This is a genomic window from Streptomyces sp. NPDC033845, from assembly GCF_055576225.1.
In genome coordinates, this window is sequence record NZ_JBVIRI010000021.1 from 46,196 (window position 1) to 67,031 (window position 20,836).

Below are 20,836 nucleotides of genomic sequence, written 5' to 3' on the forward strand. Positions count from 1 at the left end.
GATGGCGGCAGGCAAAACCCCGGGATCATCCCTGGGCCGAGGAGGCGGTGCGGTGCAGGAGAGGTCTGAGCGGACCCGCCGGAAACTCGTCCGCGCCGGTGCCGAACTGTTCAACCGCAAGGGCTACGCGAACGCGACGCTCGGCGACATCGCGGGAGCGGCCGGAGTCACCAAAGGGGCGCTGTACTTCCACTTCGCCTCCAAGGACGAACTCGCCGAAGCGGTCCAGCAGCGCGGCTGCGCGATGCTCAACGAATCGGTGCGGACCCAGCGCGAGCGCGGTGTCAGGCCGCTGCAGGCACTGGTCGACCTCACCCACTGGCTGGCCCGCACCCTGCACGAGGAACCGGCGATCCCGGCGAGCTTCCGGATCACCAAGGAATGCACCGGGCAACAGCCGCCCGTCACCGACTTCCACCGGGCCTGGATCACGGCCGTCTGCGGACTGCTCCGCCAGGCCCGCGACGCCGGCGAACTCCGCGACGGAGGCCGCTGGGAGAGCGCCGAGTCCCTGGTGGCCGCGGCCGCCTGCGGCATCGAGGTGATGGCCGGCGCGGGCATGCCGTACGCGGAGCTCCGGCGCCGGGTCGGCGCCCTGTGGGCACTGTTGCTGCCCAGCCTGGTGCCACCGGGGCAGGAGGGCGAGTACCGCACCTCGGCGCCCGACCCCGTGGCCGAAGCGGCCGCCGGGCGCCGGGCGCCGCGCACCACCGACCTGATCTTCTGAAGGAGCCACCCATGACGACGAGTGAGCAGCCCGCGGCACCGGCCGTCCGGCCCGAGGACCTGCCGGCGGACCTCCTCGGCGTGCTCGGCGCCGTACTGCGGATCCAGCCCGACAAGATCGACCCGCACCAGACCTTCGCCGTGCTGGGCCTGGACTCCCTGCTGACCCTGGAGTTCGTCGCCACGGTCAACGCCCGCTACCGGGTCCGGGCGGAGGCCACCGATCTGTACGACCATCCGACCCCGGCCCTCTTCACCCGCCAGCTCGCCCTGGAACTCGCCCCCGTACCCGTCTCCGCCCCCGCCACCGGCGGTCCGGCGGCCGGACCCGTACCCGGCGCCCCGGCCGGACCGGACCCGATCCTGGAGCACCGCCGGGAGCTGGAGCTGGTCGGCGGGGAGATCCGCAGACAGCTGGCCGCGATCCTGTGCCGGGACCCCCGCGCCTTCGCCCCGCACACCCCGCTCGCCGAGCTCGGCCTGGACCCGCTGCACGCGGCGGAGTTCGCCACGGTGCTCAACCGCACCTTCGGCATGCGCCTGTCGGCGGAGTCCCTGGCCGACCACCCCACCCTGGCCGCCCTGGCCGTCGCGGTCACCGCCCACGCGGCCACCCGGGCCGCCGCGCTGGACCCGGTCCTGGACTCCGCCCGGGGCTGCTGACCTCCGGCCCCGCCTTGCCGCGGGCCGCCCGGCTTCGGGTCGCCCGGCTCCGGGCCGGTGGCAGCGGACCGGTGGCAGCGGACCTGTGTCAGCGCCCGCCGGTCCGGACCCGGGCCTCCGACTGTGCGTCCATCCGGCGGGACAGCTCCTCATGGGCCCTCGACAGGTGCTCGATGTGCTGCCGCAGCCGGGCGATCTCGGCCCCCAGGTCCAGCAGCACCGCCGCGTCCCCCGAACCGATGCCGCCGGCCGTCTGGCCGGCCGGGTCCTGGACCGCCGGCCGGCCGGCCAGGGCCGGTACGGGCGGCGCGGGGACGGCCGGGGGCCGGTGCAGGATCTCCGCCATCCGGCCGCGCAGCGCCGGACCCGGCTCCACCCCCAGCTCGGCCAGCAGCCGCCGCCGGGCCCGCTCGTACACCCCGAGGGCCTCGGTCCGGCGGCCGACCCGCTCCAGGGCGGTCATCAGCAGGTCGTAGAACCGCTCGTGCATCGGATGGTCGGCGGTCAGCCGCTCCAGCTCACCCGTGAACTCCTCCGGCCGGACCCCCGGCACCCGCAGGTTCGCCTCGTACAGGGTCTCCAGGGTGGTCAGCCGCAGTTCCTCCAGCCGGTCCGCCTCCCGCCCGCAGATCGCCCCCCGCCCGCAGCCCTCCAGGGCCGGGCCCCGCCACAGCCCCATGGCCCGGCGCAGCACGGCCACCGCGTGCGCCGGATCGGCGGCCAGCGCCCCGCGGCCCTCGGCGGACAGCCGGTGGAAGAGCTCGGCGTCGGTGGCGGGGCCGCCGGCCCGCAGCAGATAGCCCGTCGGATGTGTGGTGACCAGGTCCCGGCCGGCCTCCCCCAGGGCCAGCAGCAGCCGGCGCAGCCGGGCCACATGCGCCTGGAGGGCGTTGGCCGCGCTCAGCGGCGGCTCGTCGCCCCAGAGTTCGTCGATGAGCCGGTCGGCGGTGAGCACCTCGCCCGGGCGGACCAGCAGCGCGGCGAACAGCACCCGCTGTTTGGCGCCCGGCGGCGCGATCCAGGAACCGGTGCGGTGGTCCCGGAGCTCCACGGGACCGAGGACGCGGAAGTCCCATGGCCGGTCGGCGGGCTGGGCGAACTCCATGCTGCTCCTTCCGGCGCTCCGGTGGGACTCGCGGGAAAGAAGATCGGGCTGGGGAAGAGTGCGGGCGACGGGTGGGGAAGACGGGGTCCGGGGAACGGGTGCGCAACAGCCTGGAAGCCACGATTCCGGCAGTGTCCCCCGCCCCGAAATCTAGCAGGGAAGATCCCCGCTGAACACGGCTGACCTGCGAAGACTGCTTGACTGTCGCTCAAGGACCGGAGGCCCGGCACGGATCCGCCCGGGGATCCGCGAACACCGCGCGCGGCCGGTCCGCCGGTCCGCTCCAGCGGGATTCGAGAGGTTCTCCGGCGACTCTCCGGCGACGGCCGTCAGGCTGGCCTCCGGGGGAGAAAGGTGTGATCCGATGTCAGGTCCGCAACTCCACCGCCTGGCCTACACGGCGGTGATGGACGCTCCGGCGGGCGTGGTCTACGCCCTGCTCGCCGACACCACCCAGTGGCCGCTGTACGTCCCGCCGGTCGTCCACGTCGAGCGGCTGGACTTCGACGGGGTGCACGACCGGTTCCGGATGTGGGCCACCGCCAACGGCAGGGTGTCCTCCTGGCTCTCCCGGCGCACCCTGGACGCGTACGCCCGCCGCATCGACTTCCACCAGGAGCGGCCCGCGGAGCCCCTGCACTCGCTGAGCGGCAGCTGGACCGTCGAGGACCTCGGGCCGGAGCGGTCCCGGCTGACCCTGCACCACGCCTTCCAGGTGGTCGGCGACCGGGCCGCCGACGTCGAGTGGGTGCGACGGGCCACCGACGCCAACAGCCGGGCGGAACTGGCGCAGCTGAAGGAGAACGCCGAGCGCTGGCACCGGCTGGACGACCTGATGCTGACCTTCGAGGACTCGGTCCGGGTCGAGGGCCCGGCCCAGCTCGTCTACGACTTCCTCTACCGGGTGGGCGACTGGCCCGGCCGGGTCCCCCAGGTGACCCGCGCCGAGGTCGTCGAGGAGGTGCCCGGGGTCCAGCGGGTCAGCATGGACACCCGTGGGGTGGACGGCCGGACGCACACCTCGGAGGCCATCCGGATCGGCTTCCCCTACGCCGGACGGATCGTCCACAAACACACCAGGACCCCCGATCTGCTGGCCGCGCACGTCGGGGAGTGGTCGGTGGTCCCCGACGAGACCGGGGTGACCGTGCTGGCACAGCACCGGGTACTGCTGCGGGAGGAGGCCGTCGCGGCGGCCCTCGGGCCGGGGGCGGGGCTGGGCGTGGCCCGGTCGTACGTCCGGGAGACCGTGGGGCAGGCCTCCCGCAGCACCCTGGAACTGGCCCGCCGGCACGCGGAGTCGGCAGTTCGGAGCCTCTGAACCGGTGCCCACCCGAGCCCTGGTGGCACCGGCCCCGGCCCGCACCGCCGGCGGCCGGCGGCCGTGTCAGCGGCGTGTCAGCGGAATGTGGTCCGGTCACGCATACTCGGTCCCCTTTGCACATGTGCGCTCTCAGGCAGGGAGGAGCCGAGGACCGTGGAGTACATGACCGTGGTCATCGATCCGGGTCCGCCGCCCGCCCTGGACCTGTACGGGCCGCTGTCCCCGGCGGCCCTGGAGGCCGCGCTGGAACTGCTGGCACCGGACACCCCGACGCTGCGCCGGCACACCGCGGTGCACCACACCCTGCTGCTGCCCCCGCCGCCGTTCGAGGCCGGCCCGCTGGCCGATCTGCTGACCTCGCTGCCCGGCGAGGCGGACGGCCGCTGGGCCGGGCCCCCCGCCGAAGGCGCCCGCCGGCACCCGTCCGGCCGGCCCGGGGCGGCGGACGGCGCGGCCCGGGGCCCGGCCGGGCGGGCCACCGCCGTACAGCGGGAGGTCCTGCTGGACGGGCTGGTGCGCCCCGGCGGCGGACTGCACGTGGAACAGCTGCACTGGCGCTGGTACGGCCCCCTGGACACCGACCGGTTCATCGCCTCCTGGCGGGCCGTGGCGGGCGGTGAGGCGGCCCTGCGGGCGGCCGTGGCCCCGGCCGCGCCGCTGACGGCGGGAACCGCCCTGAGCACCGTCCGGTCCGGCCCGGGGGTGGTCCTGCAGACCGAGGTGGTCCCCGAGATCGTCCGCTACCCGCCCGGCACCGTCGACTGGCACACCCTGCTGCTCGGCGAACGCCAGCGCGAGTTCGACCTCCAGCGGCCCGGCCCGCTGCGGATCGCCGTGGTCGACGAACCGGCGGCCACCCGGGTCCTGGTGACCTACCACCACGCGTTCCTGGACGGGCACAGCATGCGGCTGCTGCTGGACTCCTTCTACCGGACCTATCTGGCCGGGGGCCGCCCGCGCGGCGGGGAACGGCGGCCCGACCTCCGCGACCACCTGGTGTGGTGGCCGGCCCAGTACGCGCAGGGCGCGGCCGTGGCCCGCGCCTACTGGGCGGCCGCCGCTCCCCCGAGGGAAGCCGCCACGCTGCCCGCACTGCCCGGCGGCCCGCCCACCGGGCGGCACGGGCACGGCCGGACCCGGCAGCGGCTCACCCCCGCCGAGGCCGCCCGGCTGCGCGCCTGGGCGGCCCACCGGGGGGCGGCCGAGAGCACCGCGCTGCACGCGGCCTGGGCGCTCCTGCTGCACCGGGCCACCGCCTCACCCCATGTGGCCTTCTCGGTGGCCGTGTCCGGCCGGGGAGTCCTGCTGGACGGCGTGGAGCGGCTGCCCGGACCCCTGCAGGCCCGCCTCCCCCGGCACGCCCTGGTCGACCCCGCCGCCCCGGTCACCGAGCTGCTGTCCGGGCTGGCGGCCCGGGCCCTGGACGCCGCCGCCTACGAGTGGGTCTCCGTCGGGCAGATCCACGCCTGGGCCGGCCGCGGCCCGACCGAGCCGGAACTCACCGAGTCCGTGCTGGCCTTCGCGGTCCCCGCCGACAGCCCCGACCCGCACACGGCCCGGATGTCCCGGGAGTACCTGCGGGAGGCGCTCGCCGCCGAGGGGGTGCGGGTGGAGCCGCCGGAGACGGTGACCCCGTACGCGGGCGTCCCGTTCAGCCTGGGCGCGCACCACGACGCCTCCGGCGGGCTGGTCCTGAGCGCCGTGCACGACCGGAGCCGGCTGCGGGACGCCGACGCGGCCGAGATCCTGGCCCAGACGGCCCGGCTGCTGCGCGAGTTCCCGCTCGCCGCCAACGCGGCGTCCACCACCGTGGGCGAGGTCCTGGCGGGGCTGGCCGACACCCGGGTGCCACTGGTCGCGCCCCCGCCGGCCCCACTGCCGCGCACCCTGCGACCGGCGGACGACCCGGCGGCGGGCACCGTCTTCCTGATCCCCCCGCCGGAGGCCCCGCCCGACTGCTACGCGGCCCTGGCCGAGGCCTACGGGGGCGCCCAGGAGCTCGCCACCCTGCCCGCGGGGACCCCGGCGACGGTGGAGGCCGTCCTGGGGGCCCTGCGGCCGGTCCTGGCGGCAGGACGGCCGCTGGTGCTGGGCTGCTTCTCCGGCGCGGCCGCGACGGCGGTGGCGGTGGCCGACCGGATCGCCTCGCACGGCTGGCCCCCGCCGCTGGTGGCGGTGGCCGGCCCGCACTCCGAGTCGGACGGCGGGCGGATCTCCGCACGGGAGCTGGCGGGGACCCTGGGCAGGTTCGGTCGCTTCGGTCGCTCCCGTCGCTTCGGTCGCTGACCCCGGTGGCGTCCCGTTCACTCTTCCGTGCGGCAGCGACCGGGGAAACAGCGACTGAACGGCTTCGGTCGCTGCTTCAGTCGCTGGACGTTTCCGCAGGTCAGGCCCTATATGAAGATCAAACAGCGACCGAAGCGACTCAAGCTCGGGTATATGAAGACATTAGCGCGCGCGCATTCGCGTCATAGATAGAGACCTTCAGTCGCTTCAGTCGCTTTTCGATCTTCGGTACCCGCTCTGAGCTGCCGTTTCGTCCAAGCGACTGAAACAGCGACCGAAAGTCCTCAGTCGCTTCCCGCAGGACGCTCGGTCGCTGCCCGGTCGCTGCCGGTCGCTGTGCACCGGCCGGGGGAGGCATCCGCTCCTCGCAGGGCCGCCGGAGGCCTGCTGGAGAGCCGCACGAGGTGCGCTCCGTCACCCGTTCGCCACGCCGGTCCGCTCCGTCCGCGAAGGTCAACGGTCCGCTAGGGTGTGACGGTCCCATAGTTGAATTTGAGTCGCTTCGGTCGCTGTTGGAGTTGGACATGCCCTCTGAGCTGCAGGTTTCATGCAGCGACTCATGGGCTGTCGCTGCCGCCGTCACCCCCGGGCAGGCCGGAACGTGACCCCGCCCGTCCCCGACACCCGGGCGGTCGCCCGCTGGTGCGCCGAGCAGGGCTGGCCGGTCCACCCGCTCGCCCCGCTGCTGAAGACCCCGCCGAAGAACTGCGTCCTGTGCCGCTCCGCCGACCACCGGGCAGCGGGCTGCCCCTGCCTGCCCGCAGGACGCTGGTGCCACGGCTTCCACGCGGCCACCACGGACCAGGACCGCATCGCCGGCTGGTGGGGCGCCACGCCCGGGTTCGGGGTGGGCGTGGCCACCGGGCCCGCCGGACTGGTCGTGATCGACGTGGACGCACACGGCGGCGAGGTCCCCGCCAGGGACCGGATCCTCCCCGGCATCACCATCCCCGACCGGGTCGACCTGACCGGACTGGCCAGCGGCTTCCACACCCTCGCCGTACTGGCCGCCCTGCACGGCGCCCCCGATCCCGCGCAGGACACCGGCACCCTCCGGGTCCGCACCCCCTCCGGAGGCCTCCACCTCTGGTACCGGGCCGGAGCCGGCCGCAGCTGGCTGTGCTCCACCGGCTCCAGCCGGGGCCGCGCCCTGGCCTGGCAGGTCGACGTACGCGGCGAGGGCGGCTACATCATCGCGCCCGGCACGGTCACCGAGGCGGGCCGCTACGAGGCCGTGGGCCCCTGCCGCACCCCCGCCGAGCTCCCCGCCTGGCTGGCCGGGGAACTGACCCGCACGGGCCATCTGGCCCCCTCGGGGACCACTCCCCCGCCGTCACCGGACAGCCGGCAGAGCCCGCAGGCCCCGTACGACGCCCCCGCCCCGCAGGCGCCCCAGTTCCCCAAACCCCATCTGAGCTCTCCCGCCCCGGCCCCCGCGCGGGCCCGGCAGGCGGTGCTGACCGCCGCCGGCCCCGGCCGGGACAAGGCCGCCGCCGTCCTCAGCACCGTGCTCGCCGAGGTCGCCGCCTGCGGGCACCGGCCCGAGGGAGCCGGGTTCTCCGAGAAGCTCAACCGCGCCGCCTACACCGTCGGCGGCCTGGTCGCCGCGGGACACCTGGCCGCCGCCGCCGGCGAGAAGGCCCTCCAGGACGTCGCCGACCACGTACGCCCCGGCCAGCAGGCCAGGGCCCGGCAGATCATCGCCGGCGGGATGACCGCCGGCCAGAGCCGCCCCCTCCACACGGGAGGCCGCCGGTGACCCAGCCCCCGCTCGACGCGGCCGCCGGCGCGGACTTCGACCCGGTGGCGGTGGCCCGGCAGATCCTCGAAGCGGGCCCCGGCCCGCTCCCCTCGCAGAACCAGCCGGCACTGGTCCAGGCGACCGCCGAGGGACTGATTCCGGACAGCCTCACCGACCGCGGCAACGCCAAGCTGTTCGTCCGCCTCTACGGGCGCGACTACCGGCACGTGCCGGGCCTCGGCTGGTACAAGTGGGCCGGTTACCGCTGGGAACTCGACGAGGACGACACCGTGGTGTGGGCCGCCGGCGAGATGGCCGAACAGCTCGCCGTGCACGACCCCACCGGCGAGCACACCACCACCGGACTGCGCCAGCACCGCCGCCGCGCCCTGTCCACGGCCGGCATGAAGGCCATGCTGATGCAGGCCAAGTCGGCCCCCGGAATGGTCCTCAACGCCAACCGGCTGGACGCCGACCCGTACGCGCTGTGCACCCCGAAGGGGGTCGTGGACCTCCGTACCGGACTCATGGGCGCCCCGGACCCCAGCAAGCACTACCACTCGCGGGCCACCTCCGTGGCCCCCGAACCGATCCCGATCAAGCGGTGGGAATCGTTTCTGCGGGACACCTTCGGGGAGGACGCCGAAGGCGCGGAGATGATCCGCTTCCTGCACCTGCTGCTCGGCTACTCCATTACCGGGGACGTCGGCGCGCAGATCATGCCCTTCCTCTACGGCATGGGCAAGAACGGCAAGTCCGTACTCCTCGACGTGATGGTCAAACTCCTGGGCGACTACGCGGACGCCGCCCCGCCCGGCTTCCTGATGGCCAAGCCCTTCGAGGGCCACCCCACCGACCTCGCCGAACTGCACGGCCGCCGGGTCATCGTCTGCTCCGAACTCAAGCCGGGAGACCGCTTCGACGAGGCCCGGGTCAAGCTGCTCACCGGCGGCGACCGGATCAAGGCCCGCCGGATGCGGCAGGACTTCTTCTCCTTCGACCCGACGCACAAGCTCTGGCTGCTGGGCAACCACCGCCCCGAGGTGGGCACCGGGGGCTTCGCCTTCTGGCGTCGCATGCGGCTGATTCCGTTCGAACGGGTGGTCCCGGACCACCGGAAGGTCGACAACCTGGCCGACGCCCTGGTGCAGGAAGAGGGGCCGGGGATCCTGGCCTGGCTGATCGACGGGGCCCGCCGCTATCTGGCGGGCGAGAAGGACCTCACCGGCCCCGGCCGGGTCCGCATCGCGACCACCGCGTACGCGGAGACCGAGGACCACATGGGGCGCTTCATCGGCGAGGCCTGCACACTCGGACCGGAACTGCGAGCCGAGCAGAGCCGGATGTACCAGGCCTACCGCCAGTGGTGCGTGGACGAGGGTGCCAACCCGGTCACCTCGCGGTCCTTCGCCGCCCGGGTGCGGGAGACCGTCGGGATGAGCAGCCCCAAGCAGATGCTGACCTCGAATCAGCGCAAGTACTACCCCGGAATCGGCCTCCTCGCCGACCCGGGTGAGGAGGATGTCCGGTGAGCGCCCTCATCGAGTCCCAGCAGATCGCTCACGAATCGGAGATCGTCTGGCTGGAGCCGATCGACGAACTGGACTACGTACGCCAGTCCCTCGACCGGCTGCAGAGCCGCCGCGGCCGCCCCCCGTACCACCGGGACGGCCGGATGGTCGGCTATGCCACCCTTTCCGGCACCGCCAAGGCCTCCCGGGTCTCCGGCACCTTCCTGCGCCGGGTGTTCTGGCTGCTCCCCCACGACCGGGACCAGCAGCCGGACGGCAGCTACGCCTTCAGCTCCCCCTCGGAGGCGATCGACCCGCGCACCCTGTCCCCGGGAGTGACCGGCCACAAGACCCGCCGTTCGGCCGGCCCGCCGTCCCCGGCGATGCGCGAACTCGGGATAACCCTCCCGGAGCACTGAGCGGAGCACCACGGCACCGAGCCATCCGACCAAGATCATTAAAACCGGGTTTTGAACTCGGGGGGTGAGGCGGGCGCAAAGCCGTTGCGCCGGATGCCGGTCCCTCCCGATGATCGCCGAATGGACGATACGCCGAGCCGTCTCCCCGGTCCCCTGCCGGCCGTCCGTGCCGCGGCACGCGAAGCCGGGTTCACCCTGTCCTGCGACGAACGCACTGGCAGCCTCCTCGGCACCCTGGCCGCCGCCCGCCCGGGCGGCCGCCTCCTCGAACTCGGCACCGGGGCGGGCGAGGGCACCGCCTGGCTGCTCGACGGGATGGACAACGGCTCCCGTCTGACCACCGTGGAACTCGACGGGCGGGTCCAGCGGATCGCCCGGACGCACATGGGTGCCGACCCCCGGGTGACCTTCGTGGCGGCGGACGGCGCCGAATGGCTGGAGCGCTACGACGGGGAGCCGTTCGACCTGGTCTTCGCGGACACCTGGCCCGGCAAGTTCACCCATCTGGACCGGGCCCTGGAACTGGTGGCGCCCGGCGGCACCTATCTGGTGGACGACCTCCTCCCCCAGCCCGGCTGGCCCGAGGGCCACGGGCCCGCGGTCCGACGGCTGCTCCACGCGCTGGAGGACCGGAGCGACTTCCGCTCCGTCCGGCTGAACTGGGCCAGTGGCCTCCTGATGGCCGTACGGACCTCCCGTCCCTGACCCGTTGCTGCCCCCTGGCCGGCCACTCCCCCACCATGATCACCAAAACCCGGTTTTAATGATCTTGAAGATCTCGCGAGGAGACCGCCCGACGGGCAGCCTCGGGGTGGCGGTTTTCAAGATCATTAAAACCGGGTTTTGAACTCCCCCCGGGATTGGTCGGTGTGAGATTCCGACATATGACCTTGACGTGCAATGCTGTCCCGGTCCGCTAGTACCGGCCCTCCTGTGGCCGGGAAGCACACGGAACCTATGGAGTACCACTCATGGCACGCATCACTGCCGTCATCAACCGCAAGGGCGGGGTCGGTAAATCGACCCTCACCGTCAATATCGCCGCCGTCGCGGCCGAAGTCCTCGGTGAAGCCCCCTCCGGAGAGCCCGACTACGTCGTCGCGGTGTCCAGCGACCCGCAGGGCTCGGCGACCTGGTGGTCCGAAAGAGTCGGGGACGACCTCCCCTTCTCCTTCATCCAGACCAAGTCCCGCAAGGACCTGGCCTACTTCCCCGACCTCAAGCGCACCCGCAAGGTCAAGCACGCCTTCATCGACACCCCCGGCTGGATGGACCTTCCGGAGGACGAACAGGGCCGGGCCGGCGACCCCTTCGGCGACAGCGCGGCGGCCGACGCCATGCGCGCCGTACTCGCCAACGCCGACGACCTGATCATCCCCGTGGAGCCGGAGCCGCTCGGGTTCATCCCGACGCAGACCACCATCGAAGAGGTGGTGAAGCCGCTCGGACTCCCCTACTGGGTGGTCATCAACAACTGGGACCCCCGGGACGGCGTCGCCGACCTGGAGGACACCCGGGCCTTCATCGAAGGCAGCGGCTGGAACCTCGCCAACACCGTGATCCGGCACTACAAGGTGCACGCCCGCGCGGCCGTCGAAGGCACGGTGGTCACCCGCTACAAGAAGAACAGGGTCGCCATGGAAGCCCGCGAGGACTTCTACAAGCTGGCGCTGGAGATCGGGGCGGGGGCCAAGCGCCGATGAGCAAGCGCACCAACTTCGCCAGCCTCATCGGTGAGAAGTCGGCCGCCGCCACGGCGGCCGAGGAGCCGGAGGCCAAGACCCCGCCGAACAGCGCGCTGATGCACACGGTGGTCGGCAACCCGGGCAACCCGCGCCGGGAAGGGGAGTACAGCACCAGCGATCCCGGCTTCGAGGAACTGATGCTCACCCTCAAGGAGGTGGGCCAGCTCCAGCCGGTGGTCGTGGTCTCCAGGGACGTCTTCCTCCGGCTGAAGCCCGAGCACACCGATGCGGTCGGGGCCGCCGACTGGGTGGTGGTGAACGGCAACCGGCGGTTCGCCGCCGCCCGCCAGCTCGGCTGGACCCGGATCGACATCAAGGTGCAGGACCACCTGGGTGACGGCAAGGGCCTCCTCGACGAGGCCGTCATCATCGAGAACATCCACCGCAAGGCGATCGAGCCGTGCAAGGAGGCCGCCTTCCTCCAGGGGCTGGTGGACAAGTACGGCTCGCAGGAGAAGGCGGCCACCCGCATCGGCAAATCGCAGATGTACGTGTCGCACCGGCTGTCCCTGCTGAGGCTGGCCCCGGAGTTGCAGCGCCGGGTGGACGCGGGTGTCTTCAAGCTGAAGGCGGCCCGCGAGCTGGCTTCCCGTACGGCCGACCACGAGGAGCAGCTGGCCCAGTTCGCCGAGCTCCAGCGTCAGGCGGAGCTCCCGAAGACCAAGCCGGCGCCCCCGGCCGCGACCCCGGAACCCGAGCCCGCAGCGCCCCTGGCGCAGGCTCCGGCCCCGGTCGCTCCGGTGGCGCCGGTCGCCCCCGCGGCTCCGGTGGCCGCTGCGGCCCCGGTGGTTCCGGTGGTTCCGGGCCTTCCGGAGCCGGTCGGGGAGGCGTACGCGGAGCAGTCGTACACCGAACAGTCGTACTCCGAGGCGGTTCCCGCGCCGGTGGTGAAGCCACGGAGCGAAGCCCCGCTGATCCCGGCCGCTTCGGCCGATCCGCTGGGGGAGCCCACGGCAGAGCAGGTCCTTCCGCTGCTGGGTGCGCTCCTGGACTCGGTGGACCGTCCGGAGGATCTGGTCCGCGGACTGCTGGCGCTCACGGACGACGCCTATCGTCGCCGGCTCGCCGAACTCCTCCTGGAACAGCTGTAATCGATGTAACGCGCATGCACTTCAAAACCGGGTTTTGAAAAACGGAGCGGCTCGCCATCCAGGCGGGCCGCTCCCGCCGTTTCGAGCCCTCCCGGAGGGTCGAAAACCGCTGTACGCCCGCCTGACGGCCTGTCGGATGCCAAGAGGTCGAATCCCTAGGACGGTTGTCCGATCGGCCCTCCTGCCCCCGATTCTGGCGGTCGCTTTTCTGCTGATTGACGAAGAATGACCGATCAGAGGGAGTCGACGGAGAACGGCCCGGCCTTCGGGGCCACACACTTGTCGACGGTGCTCTCCAGCCCGTTCGCACTGCCGTTCAGGCAGAGCCGCCCGCCGTCCGCCCGGAGGTCGAGGAAGAACCGGGTGGTCGTACCGGACCGCTTCAGATCGTGGATCCGTGCGTCGACATAGCCCAGACCGTTCAGGGCCGCCCGCACCTCGGCGGGGGAGGGGTCCACCAGCGGGGAGATGGCCGTGTAGATCCGCTCCTCGTGGAAGTTGCTCCCGCACCAGTCACGTGCGTTCAGCATCGCCTCCGGACCCGAGGTGGGGGCGATCGGCTCGATCGCGCCGGCCGGTGCCTCCGGCGCCGGCTCCACCTCCGCCCCCGGCGGCAGCGGCCGCGAGGGCCCGGTCGGCACCGGCAGCGGCGGGGCGCTCGCGGGGCACCTCCGGTCGATCTCCTCAAGGATCCGCTCGTAGCTCGGCGAGGACCCGCTGTCCACGACGCCCGCGCGCCCGACCCGCTCCGCGCTGCCGCCCCCGGCGCCGCCGGTGGTCTTCCCGGTGCCGCAGGCTCCGAGGGACAGTACGGCCAGAGACGTCAGCGCGGCCAGCGCCGCCATGGCCGGAGTGCTGCGTCGCGGCCGACCCGAGGAGAGGGCGAACATGCTAGTCGAGGTGGGGATTCGGTTCATGTGCACAGCATCCGATCAAGCCGGTCGGGAGGCGTGAGTACCCGTACTCACCCGCACCCGACCGCACACTCACCCGATCGAACCGGGGGCTTACGAGGGTCCTTCGGATCGGCCACCATGGAAGTCCGTCGGCGATCCGAGGATGCGCATGAGCGAGGCTGGGGAAGTCCCGGATGGGAAGCCCGAACAGGCCGTGGCCGAACAGGTCGGGGCCGCGCCGTGGCTGGCGTTGGCCTGTCTCGTCGGGCTGTGCCTGGCCTACGCCCTGCTGGCCAACTTCACCGGAGAGCTGCGGGCGGCCCTGTGGGGTGAACCCGGGACCGTGACCGTGACCCGGGCCGACTGCCGGACGTACGACAACACCGTGGCCAACGCGGGAACCGCGACATCCTGCACGGCCGCCTTCACCCCGGACAGCGGCGGCTCCTCCTTCGACGTCCCCGTCGACGGGGCCCGCCCCGATGGGCAACCCGTCCGGGCCTGGCTGGTCGACGGCGCCTCCGGCACCGCGTACGTCTCACCGACGGCATGGGCGGGGGTGATCCCGGTCGGGCTGTCCCTCCTCCTCACCGGCCTCCCGGCGGCCGCGACGGTGATCTACCTGCGCCACACCCTTGGCCGGCGTCAGAAGTCGAAGTCCACGTAGTCGATGTCGGTGAACTCGACCAGCAGGTCCTGGGCGCGGGCCCCGTGGTCCTTGAAGTAGATCTCCTGGAGGCCCTCGGCCGCGATGTGCCGCAACTGGGCCTCGGTCGCGCCGGTTTCCTGCGCGGCGAACAGCCGCTCGGCGTACTGCGGGGGCAGGTGCTGGGTGATCCGGCGCATCCGGCCGTCGTCGGTGGTGCCGGGGGCGGCGGTGAAACCGAACCGGGCCCGGGTCTCGATGACCAGACCGGTGGTCCGGGCCGCCCGGTCCCGGGCCCGCTTGCGGACCAGGGGCTGCCAGCGGCGCCGCACCTCGGTCTCCAGACGGGCCGCGAGAGCCGGTTTGGGCTGCTTCAGCTGGTCCTTGACATACCGTTCGACGGTTCGCTGGGAGATCCCGAGCAACCCGGCAGCCTCCCGCGTGGACTTGAGCTGCCGCACCAGATAACGCATCTGCGCACCGGCCGACTTGGGGATCGGCTTGGTGAAGTTCTGTTCGTCGGCGCGGGTGAGGCCGTCGCTGATCTCGGGCATGGGTGGTGACTACTCTCCGTCGGCCGCGGCGTCGTGGCCCTTGATGTGGCGGGCGGGGTTGTGGCCCTCGTCGAGCAGACCGACGGCCCACAACAAGGACTGGGTTCCCTCGTGCTTGACCATGCCGGGGCTGACACCGAGCCGGAATCCGCCGGGCAGCGGCTTGCCGTCCGGGGTACGGGGCAGGAAGTCGAGCGGGCCGGGCCCGTCGGACAGGTACACGGCGCAGTCGGACAGCACGGCGACCGGATACAGATCGGCCGCGGTCGCCAGCCTGGTCATCTTCCGGTGCATGTTCACCCGGGCCGTGGAGATGACGGCGGCCCGGATGTCCGGCCGCCAGGTGGGCCGTTCCAGGGCGGGCCACGGCTCGCCCGGACGGTACTGGGCCCCCTGCGGGCGCTCCCTCAGCTTGCCGATGCCGCCCTTGACGGTCGACTTGATGGCGGACAGCACGGCGGCTCGCAGCGGGTCCCGCTGCTTGTGCGACTCCATCGCGGCCAGGAACTCGGCGTCCGGCAGACCGGAGGTCACCCCGAGATCGGCCATGGTGGCCAGATAGGCGTCGCGCAGACGGACGTACCAGGGGTCCAGATACGAACCGTGCTCCTGCCGGACCCAGGCCTCGGTGGGGGAGACCTCGAAGCCGAGCTCGCGGGCGTAGGCGAGGGTGGGGGTCGCGTACCAGGCCGGGCCGGCCGGCGGCCGGCCGTTCGCCGTGAACGGGCTGGGCAGGCGCGGATCGAGGACGATCCCGGAGAGGTCCGCCAGCCAGCAGCCGGGCAGCTTCGGGTCGAAACGAGGCGACTGGGTGTGAGTGGCGGGGCCGGTGCCGACGAGCAGACGGTTGGCGGCGGCGGCGAAGGCCATGTTCACGTCGATGCCGACGGCGTGGGTCCGGGCGCACTCCTCGTCAGTGAGCAGCTCCGGATCGCGGAACCAGTCGTACGCCTCCTCTTCGAGGACCTCGGCCGGAGTCCGCTGGTGCGAGCGCGGATAGCGGGCGGCGACCACCGGATGCTCGTCCGGGGCCTCCGGCGGAGCGGGATCCACGGCCCGGGTGAGGGCGCCCGGCACGGTCGCCGACACCCACAGGCCCGTCTCCGGATCCTTCGCGGCACGGGTCGGAGGCCGCAGCGAGGTCATCAGTTCCAGACCGGTCACCGCGGTGGAGCCGCGCGGGGTCAGGACCCGGGTGGCATAGGTGGTGAGCAGCTCGGCGAGCTCGGGGGCGGAAAGCCCGGCGGTCCGCTCGCCCCAGGCCCGTGGATCGAGGGCACCCCAGGGGAGCACCGCCAGCTGCACGCACTGGCGGCCGGTGGTGGGCGTGGCCGGACGGTAGATCCGCGCCCAGGGCCCGAAGCCGCGGCGGGTCAGCTTCCACTTCGCCTTGGTGAGGCGTTTGACGACCGGATGGTCGTCGGGGAGGCGCAGACCGCGACGGTCCTCCAACACGAGCGGGAGACCGAGGGCTTCGGCGGCGGCCGGGGTGAGGACGAGGAGCGGATCGCCGTCCCGGCCATTGGGGTGCAGACGGGGGGAACGCAGATCGGCCTCGGTGAGGGCCCAGGAGAGGAGCGCGGGCAGATCCCCGCCCGGGTACGCGAGCACCACCCCGGCGGCCGCATGCGCGGCCCCCGCACCGTCCAGCACCGCCAGAGGACCATTACCGGCAACCGGCACGGCGGCCGGTGCGGCCGCGCTACCGACCCCTTGCGCCCGCGCGGCCGCGCCACGGGCTGCGCCCGGTGCCGTGCCGCGGGCGGCGGCTGCGCCGCGGGCCGCGCCGGGGGCCGGGCGCCTACCCGCGCCCGGGGCCCGCGCCGGAGCCGTACCCCCGGCCGTGGCCGAGCCCCGCGCCCCGGCGGGGCCGCTGGCTGAGTCTCGCGCCTCGGCAGGAGCAGTGCCCCTGGCCGCGCCCGCGTCCCGCGCCGGGGCGTCGGCCGCGCCCCGGCCTTGGCCCGGCGCTCCGGCGGTGCGGCTGCCCGCGCCCCCGGATGCTTGCTCGGCTGCGTTTCCGCGCTCGTACCCGCCCACCGGCTCCACCGGCTCCGCCGGCACGGTCGGCCGGGCGGCCCCCGAAGGCCAGGCACCCGGCACGCCGGGCCCGCCTGCGGCCACCGCCGCGACGGCTCCGGCCGCCTCCGGCCCGCCTGCGGCGCCGCCCGGCGCCCCTGCGTCCGCCAAGCCGTCCGATCCGGCCGGCGCCGGCACCAACCGGGTGCCTGCGGCGGCCGTGGCGTCGGGTCCGGCCGTGCCCAGCGCCTCCGGCGCGGCTGCGTCCGGTCCCGCCGTGCCTGCGGCTGCGGATGCGTCCGGCAGGACGTACTCGGCTGGAGCGCCCGGGGAGCCTGGTACCTCCGGTGCACCCGCCGCTGGTGCCTCCGGCGCGGCCGCGGCTGCCGAGGTGTCCGGCAGGGACTGTTCGGCCGGGGTCTCTGGGGCCCTCGGGGCGGCGGGGGCCACCGGTGCGGCCAGGGTGTGGGAAGGGGCGGGGGGCGCCTGCTCGGCGTGGCGCGCCAATGCCGTCGCCCGAGCCGACGGGCTGGCGGCCGTACCGGCGGTGCCCGGCCCCTCCGGCGCGGCTGCGGCCGACGGCGCGTCCGATCCGGCTGCCGCCGGCGCGCCTGCGGGGGCCGATGTGTCCGGTCCCGACGGGGCGGGCGCCTCCGGCGCCGTGCCGGCTGGTGTCGGCCGGGCCGACGGGGTGGCGGCCGCCTTCGGCACCGCCGGGCAGACCGGCGCCTCCGGCGCTCCGGCCGTCGTCGGGTGTGCCGGGCCGGGCGTGGCCTCCGGCGTGGCCGTGTCGGCTGTCGCCGACGGGGTGGTGGCCGCCTGCGGCATGGCCGGGCCGGCCGGCGCCTCCGGCGCTCCCGTCGAGGGCGAGGGCATCGGGTGCAGGGCTGCCAGGCCCTGGAGGAGGCGGAGGTAGGCGGCGCGTTTGGGGGGGCGGGGGGCGGTTCGGCCGGATTCCCAGGAGGTGACCGTTTCGCGGCGGACGGACAGCGTGCGGGCGATCTGGTCCTGGCTCAGCCCGGCGGCCTCGCGCAGTCGCTTGCGCTCCTCGGGCCGTGGCAGCGCGTCCTTGCCCGCCGATTCGGCCAGGAGTGCGTCGACCGCCGCGAACAGGGTGTCTTGCTCGTTGTGCATGGGGACCTCCGCGGCGAGCCTAGATCAAACGCACCGCTGAACGCACACGGAACACACGCCCGGCCAGGCGGTGGCGGGCGGGGCGGTCTCGTACACGCCGCAGTGAGCACCCCCGTGGATCACCACGGCGCGTACGGGGCCGTCCCGCCCGGTCGCGGTGGCCGGGCCGGTCCTACAGGTCCAGGCCGAGTTCCTTTCGGCATTCCGGGGATCCGGCCGGGTCGAAGCGGGGCAGTCGGGCCGGCGGGACCACGGCCGGCAGCAGGAACCGCCACAGGTCGATCACCCGGGCGTGCAGGTCCTCGCGGCCGGTGCGGACGTGCGAGGTGACCTGGATGCCGGTGAAGGAGCCGACGAGGTGGGTGGCCAGGTCGTCGACGTCCAGGTCGGCCCGGATGTCCCCGGCGGCCTGGGCCGGGGCCAGGCAGGCCCGGCCGGTGGCGATCCAGGCGTTGTAGGGGCTCGGGTCCGGGTCGGTGAACGAGCCGAACTCGATGACGAGGCGGATCCCGGCCCGGACCCGGATGTCGGTGCGCAGTCCGTGTGCCATCCGGTGGGTCAGGTCGATCGCGGTCTGGAGGCCCGGCCCGGGGTCCTCCGGCATCGGGCCGGAGATCCGGAACTGCTCCTCCATCAGGGTGCGGGCGAGCGCTTCCTTCGACGGGAAGTGGAAGTACAGGGCGCCCTTGGTGACCCCGGCGTGCTTCACCACGTCGCTGAGGCTGGTGCTGCCGAACCCCGCGTGGTCGAAGGCCGCGGCCGCCCCGTCGAGGATGGCCTGCCGGGTGATTTCGGCTCGTTCCTGCCGGACCCTCGCCACGTGTGTCTCTCCCGCATGTCCGTACGGCCCCGTGTGCCCGAGCGGCCCCTCTGGCCCCACGGGGTCAATCTAGCGGGATGGGGTCAAAAAAAACCAGTCGACTAGTACGTTTTCCTTGAGGGAGGGATGGGGCATGGCGGAGCGCGTACTGGTGACGGGCGGGGCCGGGTTCGTGGGCACGCACGTGGTGGCACGGCTGGTCCGGGAGGGGGTGCGGCCGAGGGTGCTGGTGCACCGGGGCGAGGTGCCGGGCGGGCCGGAGGAGGCGCGCGGGGACCTGGCGCGGCCGGGAACCCTGCACGGGATCTGCGAGGGCGTGCACACCGTGCTGCATCTGGCCGCCCGGATCGGCGGCACCGAGGAGGAGTGCCGGGCCGTCAACGAGGAGGGCACCCGGGCCCTGTTGGCGGAGGCGCGACGGTCCGGAGTCCGCCGGTTCCTGCACCTGGGCACGGCGGCCGTCTACCGGGACGGCCCGCACCGGGGCGCCAGGGAGGGGGAACTCGACGAGGGGCCCGGCTCGGTGACCAGCGTGACCAGACTGGCGGGGGAGCGGCTGGTGCTGGCGGCCGGCGGCACCGTACTGCGTCCGCACCTCGTCTACGGGCGCGGCGACCGGTGGGTGGTGCCCGCGCTGCTCCGGCTGCTGGAACGGTTGCCGTACCGGGTGGACGGCGGGCGTGCCCGGATGTCCCTGATCTCGGTGGACCTGCTGGCCGAGGCGCTGGTGGAGCTGGCGGTCCGGGGTCCGGACGGGGCCGGCCGGTTCGGTCGCGGGCCGGGCCGGGTGCTGCACGCGGTGCATCCCGTCCCGGTGACCGGGCGCGAGCTGGTGGAGACGGTGACCGGGGCGCTGGGCCGGCCGGCCCCCGGCGCCGAGACGGATCTGGCGGGCGCCCTCGCCCTGGTGGGGGAGGGCGCGGAGGCGGGGCAGCTGCGCCGGCTGGTGTCGTTGCTGGCGGTGGACCACTGGTACGACGGCACGCGATTGTGGGACCTGTTGCCGGTGTCCCCGGGCCCGGCGTTCACCGAGGCCTTCGGCGCGTACGCGCCCTGGTACCGGGCGCAGGCGGGGGCGTAGGCGGAAGCGAGTACGGGAGGGAGTACGGGAGAGGGCGCGGGTCGAGGGGCCCTTGGGCGGGGCGGGGGTCAAGCCGCGCCGGAGACGGTGGAGGTGAAGACGGTACGGCCGTGCTGGCGGCCGGTGACGCGGACCCGGCCGGGGTCCAGCACGGAGGCCTCTATCCAGCAGGGGGCGTCCAGTTCGGCGTACTGGTGGAACTCGGTGGCGACGGCGGCGGGGGTGAACGAGCCCGGCGGGTGCAGCCCGCAGGCGGCCTGCCGGGCAGCCTCCACCAGGACCATGCCGGGGTGGTGGTCGAGGGCCTGGTCGAACAGGATCGGGTGGCGCAGGTCGGGGCTGAGCAGCCAGCGGCCCGGCCGGTCGGCCCGGTCCGCCGGCGCCAGCACCACATCGCAGGGCAGCAGCCGCCCGACCGAGGCGGGCCCGGCCGGGGTCCGGCGCCGGGCCCCTGTGCCGGGCCCGCCGGAGCCGGGTGGGCGGCCCCGGAGGAGCCGGTAGGCGGCCGGGTGGACACAGGTGAAGCGGGCGGTGCCCACGGCCACCGGTTCGCCGGCCCGGTCGATCCTGACCTCCAGCGAGCCGGAGAACCGGGTGCCGGTCCACTGCGGGTCCGGGCAGACCGCGGTGATGCCGAGCTCGCTCGGGTGCGGCCCGATCCGCAGCAGCTCGGGCCTGGAGTGGAAGTCGAGCTGGTGGAACACCACGTGGTGGCCGAGGGGGACGCCGAAGACGGCGTGGCAGAGGTACACGCCGACCTGCCGGACGGTCTCGCCGGCCTGGACGGCGTCATGGCTGCGGCCGTCGGCACTGGTGAAGAAGGTATGGGCGCGCGGCCATTGCCCGGTGAGGGCCCAGGAGTGGCCCGCGGTGCGGTCACAGCCGGTCAGGAAGACCTCGGCGAGTGATCTCCGGTGGACGAACTCCCGGGGAACCGTGGTGGTCAAAACGGGTAATCCATCTGTTCGGAATTCGGAATTCCGCATTGTTTTCGTGGTCATGGAACTCTCCCTCGGTGCCGTTTGGTGGACGGTCTGGCGGGATGGGTTGCACATGCGACATCGCAAGATACGTACTC

At 73.7% G+C, this 20,836-nt stretch carries 19 protein-coding genes and 1 pseudogene; 13 read left to right on the forward strand and 7 right to left on the reverse strand.

Annotated features, from left to right (window positions below):
• Nucleotides 1-52: 52 nt before the first annotated feature.
• Together ACZ50K_RS31185 and ACZ50K_RS31190 are read left to right on the forward strand one after the other, a co-directional pair.
• Complete coding sequence (locus ACZ50K_RS31185; protein ID WP_468909212.1) at nucleotides 53-727, forward strand: ScbR family autoregulator-binding transcription factor; 675 nt, start codon at nucleotides 53-55, stop codon at nucleotides 725-727.
• Between the two features lie 11 nt (nucleotides 728-738).
• Nucleotides 739-1,389, forward strand: coding sequence for a phosphopantetheine-binding protein (locus ACZ50K_RS31190; RefSeq protein WP_468909214.1), 651 nt, complete (start codon nucleotides 739-741; stop codon nucleotides 1,387-1,389).
• Between the two features lie 88 nt (nucleotides 1,390-1,477).
• Here the strand turns inward: ACZ50K_RS31190 and ACZ50K_RS31195 are convergent, their stop codons facing one another.
• Nucleotides 1,478-2,494, reverse strand: coding sequence for an AfsR/SARP family transcriptional regulator (locus tag ACZ50K_RS31195; protein WP_468909216.1), 1,017 nt, complete (start codon nucleotides 2,492-2,494; stop codon nucleotides 1,478-1,480).
• A 364-nt stretch (nucleotides 2,495-2,858) separates the two neighbouring features.
• On the opposite strand from ACZ50K_RS31195, the gene ACZ50K_RS31200 reads away from it, so the two are divergent.
• The 8 genes from ACZ50K_RS31200 (at nucleotide 2,859) to ACZ50K_RS31235 (ending at nucleotide 12,611) form a co-directional block, all read left to right on the forward strand.
• Nucleotides 2,859-3,815 carry an aromatase/cyclase gene (locus tag ACZ50K_RS31200; RefSeq protein ID WP_468909217.1) on the forward strand — a complete coding sequence of 319 codons (957 nt, stop codon included), beginning with the start codon at nucleotides 2,859-2,861 and terminating at the stop codon, nucleotides 3,813-3,815.
• Between the two features lie 165 nt (nucleotides 3,816-3,980).
• On the forward strand, nucleotides 3,981-6,104 hold the full coding sequence (locus ACZ50K_RS31205) for a condensation domain-containing protein (protein ID WP_468909347.1): 2,124 nt from the start codon (nucleotides 3,981-3,983) through the stop codon (nucleotides 6,102-6,104).
• 601 nt (nucleotides 6,105-6,705) lie between these two features.
• Nucleotides 6,706-7,863 carry a bifunctional DNA primase/polymerase gene (locus tag ACZ50K_RS31210; RefSeq protein ID WP_468909219.1) on the forward strand — a complete coding sequence of 386 codons (1,158 nt, stop codon included), beginning with the start codon at nucleotides 6,706-6,708 and terminating at the stop codon, nucleotides 7,861-7,863.
• Nucleotides 7,860-9,377 (forward strand): DNA primase family protein, encoded by a 1,518-nt coding sequence (locus ACZ50K_RS31215; protein ID WP_468909221.1) that lies wholly within the window; start codon nucleotides 7,860-7,862, stop codon nucleotides 9,375-9,377. The genes ACZ50K_RS31210 and ACZ50K_RS31215 overlap by 4 nt, the downstream gene beginning before the upstream one ends.
• On the forward strand, nucleotides 9,374-9,775 hold the full coding sequence (locus ACZ50K_RS31220) for a DUF6009 family protein (RefSeq protein WP_468909223.1): 402 nt from the start codon (nucleotides 9,374-9,376) through the stop codon (nucleotides 9,773-9,775). The genes ACZ50K_RS31215 and ACZ50K_RS31220 overlap by 4 nt, the downstream gene beginning before the upstream one ends.
• A 120-nt stretch (nucleotides 9,776-9,895) precedes the next feature.
• Nucleotides 9,896-10,480 (forward strand): O-methyltransferase, encoded by a 585-nt coding sequence (locus tag ACZ50K_RS31225; protein WP_468909226.1) that lies wholly within the window; start codon nucleotides 9,896-9,898, stop codon nucleotides 10,478-10,480.
• Between the two features lie 266 nt (nucleotides 10,481-10,746).
• Entirely contained in the window at nucleotides 10,747-11,478 is a 732-nt protein-coding gene (locus tag ACZ50K_RS31230; RefSeq protein ID WP_468909228.1) for a nucleotide-binding protein, read from the forward strand.
• Nucleotides 11,475-12,611 carry a ParB/RepB/Spo0J family partition protein gene (locus tag ACZ50K_RS31235; RefSeq protein WP_468909231.1) on the forward strand — a complete coding sequence of 379 codons (1,137 nt, stop codon included), beginning with the start codon at nucleotides 11,475-11,477 and terminating at the stop codon, nucleotides 12,609-12,611. Before ACZ50K_RS31230 ends, ACZ50K_RS31235 begins: the two co-directional genes overlap by 4 nt.
• Nucleotides 12,612-12,844: 233 nt before the next feature.
• On the opposite strand, the gene ACZ50K_RS31240 is transcribed toward ACZ50K_RS31235, so the two are convergent.
• Nucleotides 12,845-13,528 (reverse strand): hypothetical protein, encoded by a 684-nt coding sequence (locus ACZ50K_RS31240; RefSeq protein WP_468909234.1) that lies wholly within the window; start codon nucleotides 13,526-13,528, stop codon nucleotides 12,845-12,847.
• Between the two features lie 148 nt (nucleotides 13,529-13,676).
• Here ACZ50K_RS31240 and ACZ50K_RS31245 point away from each other — a divergent pair, with 148 nt between their 5' ends.
• On the forward strand, nucleotides 13,677-14,174 hold the full coding sequence (locus ACZ50K_RS31245; protein ID WP_468909236.1) for a hypothetical protein: 498 nt from the start codon (nucleotides 13,677-13,679) through the stop codon (nucleotides 14,172-14,174).
• Here ACZ50K_RS31245 and tpg read toward each other — a convergent pair.
• Nucleotides 14,153-14,707, reverse strand: coding sequence for a telomere-protecting terminal protein Tpg (gene tpg / locus ACZ50K_RS31250; RefSeq protein WP_468909239.1), 555 nt, complete (start codon nucleotides 14,705-14,707; stop codon nucleotides 14,153-14,155). The two genes, ACZ50K_RS31245 and tpg, sit on opposite strands and share 22 nt — an antisense overlap.
• 9 nt (nucleotides 14,708-14,716) lie before the next feature.
• A complete protein-coding gene (gene tap, locus ACZ50K_RS31255) occupies nucleotides 14,717-16,768 on the reverse strand; it encodes a telomere-associated protein Tap (protein WP_468909349.1) in 2,052 nt (683 codons plus the stop codon).
• 580 nt (nucleotides 16,769-17,348) lie between these two features.
• Between tap and ACZ50K_RS31260 the strand changes: the two genes are divergently transcribed.
• Nucleotides 17,349-17,639: a hypothetical protein gene (locus tag ACZ50K_RS31260; protein ID WP_468909356.1), complete on the forward strand. Its 291-nt coding sequence runs from the start codon at nucleotides 17,349-17,351 to the stop codon at nucleotides 17,637-17,639.
• 32 nt (nucleotides 17,640-17,671) lie between these two features.
• Here ACZ50K_RS31260 and ACZ50K_RS31265 read toward each other — a convergent pair.
• Together ACZ50K_RS31265 and ACZ50K_RS31270 are read right to left on the reverse strand one after the other, a co-directional pair.
• Nucleotides 17,672-17,857 (reverse strand): annotated as a pseudogene (locus ACZ50K_RS31265) (helix-turn-helix domain-containing protein); the annotation flags it as partial.
• 172 nt (nucleotides 17,858-18,029) lie between these two features.
• Nucleotides 18,030-18,677 (reverse strand): ScbR family autoregulator-binding transcription factor, encoded by a 648-nt coding sequence (locus ACZ50K_RS31270; RefSeq protein WP_468909241.1) that lies wholly within the window; start codon nucleotides 18,675-18,677, stop codon nucleotides 18,030-18,032.
• Nucleotides 18,678-18,810: 133 nt separating this feature from the next.
• On the opposite strand from ACZ50K_RS31270, the gene ACZ50K_RS31275 reads away from it, so the two are divergent.
• Nucleotides 18,811-19,758: an NAD-dependent epimerase/dehydratase family protein gene (locus tag ACZ50K_RS31275; protein WP_468909243.1), complete on the forward strand. Its 948-nt coding sequence runs from the start codon at nucleotides 18,811-18,813 to the stop codon at nucleotides 19,756-19,758.
• A gap of 68 nt (nucleotides 19,759-19,826) precedes the next feature.
• Here ACZ50K_RS31275 and ACZ50K_RS31280 read toward each other — a convergent pair whose 3' ends face one another.
• Nucleotides 19,827-20,705 (reverse strand): ScbA/BarX family gamma-butyrolactone biosynthesis protein, encoded by an 879-nt coding sequence (locus tag ACZ50K_RS31280; RefSeq protein ID WP_468909245.1) that lies wholly within the window; start codon nucleotides 20,703-20,705, stop codon nucleotides 19,827-19,829.
• Between the last annotated feature and the right edge of the window lie 131 nt (nucleotides 20,706-20,836).

What these genes read in the sequence shown, in the direction of transcription:
- ACZ50K_RS31190 (WP_468909214.1), top strand. Translation starts at nt 739, where the DNA reads ATGACGACGAGTGAGCAGCCCGCGGCACCGGCCGTCCGGCCCGAGGAC.
- ACZ50K_RS31195 (WP_468909216.1), bottom strand. Translation starts at nt 2,494, where the DNA reads ATGGAGTTCGCCCAGCCCGCCGACCGGCCATGGGACTTCCGCGTCCTC.
- ACZ50K_RS31200 (WP_468909217.1), top strand. Translation starts at nt 2,859, where the DNA reads ATGTCAGGTCCGCAACTCCACCGCCTGGCCTACACGGCGGTGATGGAC.
- ACZ50K_RS31205 (WP_468909347.1), top strand. Translation starts at nt 3,981, where the DNA reads ATGACCGTGGTCATCGATCCGGGTCCGCCGCCCGCCCTGGACCTGTAC.
- ACZ50K_RS31225 (WP_468909226.1), top strand. Translation starts at nt 9,896, where the DNA reads ATGGACGATACGCCGAGCCGTCTCCCCGGTCCCCTGCCGGCCGTCCGT.
- ACZ50K_RS31230 (WP_468909228.1), top strand. Translation starts at nt 10,747, where the DNA reads ATGGCACGCATCACTGCCGTCATCAACCGCAAGGGCGGGGTCGGTAAA.
- ACZ50K_RS31235 (WP_468909231.1), top strand. Translation starts at nt 11,475, where the DNA reads ATGAGCAAGCGCACCAACTTCGCCAGCCTCATCGGTGAGAAGTCGGCC.
- ACZ50K_RS31240 (WP_468909234.1), bottom strand. Translation starts at nt 13,528, where the DNA reads ATGAACCGAATCCCCACCTCGACTAGCATGTTCGCCCTCTCCTCGGGT.
- ACZ50K_RS31245 (WP_468909236.1), top strand. Translation starts at nt 13,677, where the DNA reads ATGAGCGAGGCTGGGGAAGTCCCGGATGGGAAGCCCGAACAGGCCGTG.
- tpg (WP_468909239.1), bottom strand. Translation starts at nt 14,707, where the DNA reads ATGCCCGAGATCAGCGACGGCCTCACCCGCGCCGACGAACAGAACTTC.
- ACZ50K_RS31275 (WP_468909243.1), top strand. Translation starts at nt 18,811, where the DNA reads ATGGCGGAGCGCGTACTGGTGACGGGCGGGGCCGGGTTCGTGGGCACG.